Origin of the sequence: Vibrio sp. L85, from assembly GCF_963871815.1 — a bacterium.
GTDB lineage: Bacteria > Pseudomonadota > Gammaproteobacteria > Enterobacterales > Vibrionaceae > Vibrio > Vibrio harveyi.
Window position 1 is genome coordinate 1 of sequence record NZ_CAWMYL010000201.1, and the last position, 811, is coordinate 811.

Annotated in this window: 2 protein-coding genes; both read left to right on the forward strand. The window is 47.0% G+C overall.

Annotation, left to right across the window (positions count from 1 at the left end):
• Positions 1-284, forward strand: a 284-nt coding sequence (locus AACR11_RS20870) for a hypothetical protein (RefSeq protein ID WP_189338778.1), incomplete at its 5' end; no start/stop codon positions are given.
• Positions 285-631: 347 nt separating this feature from the next.
• The coding region (locus AACR11_RS20875) for a DUF7659 family protein (RefSeq protein ID WP_445286023.1) at positions 632-811 on the forward strand (180 nt) is incomplete at its 3' end.

Sequence of the window (811 nt, forward strand, 5' to 3'; positions counted from 1 at the left end):
CTTCTTGCTTCTTGCTTCTTGCTTCTTGCTTCTTGCTTCTTGCTTCTTTGTCTACGGGCGTTCTCGCTTTGCTCGGTTCATTCCGTCGCTGCGCTCCTCTCGCGATAACTGATGCCACGAATATCGAGCAAAGCTCGATGTGGCAGTCAGTTCCTGCGAACAATCACCCAACGCACTCCGCTTCGCTCCGTAAGCTCATCCTGCTAGACCTGTGTTCAATCGGACTCATCAAGACGGTGAGTGGCATGAAGGCGCGAGCAAACGGTCTTTACGTGTCAATTTAGGGGATAGCGTCGCCTCAGTAAAGAGGGACGTAGTTCCCTCTTGACAGAGTCTACGCCACCCCCCTTATTCAAATTGACGTAAAGACACAGATTTGCACGCTTTACCGCAATCTCTCTCCTTACCTTGGGAATGCCCTGTACCTAAAACAGGTCTAGCAGGGAGAGGGAGATTAGAGGACGTAAATGGTTCACAAGCTGGCTTAGCTTCTGTCCTGGCGGTTCGTTCGCCCTCGCGCCCTACGGTTGCGGTCTTGTATTTTTGCACAGCAAAAATGGGTTGTAGCGAGTTTGCAAAGCGTCATTACAACATCTTAACCCGTTGTATTTTGAACAAAGAAACTAAAACCATGAAATATTTATCAGATTACACCAATGAAAAACAAACCGTTTTATTTGACCAGTTAGGCGCATTTTTTGCCTTTTCAAATGAACAATTTAACGCAGCGAAAAAAGAGGGGATCAAATACGTTTCACTTGGCTTTGGCATGATCGTGCCAGAGAGTAATGCGAGTGCTTTAGTCGAAAAG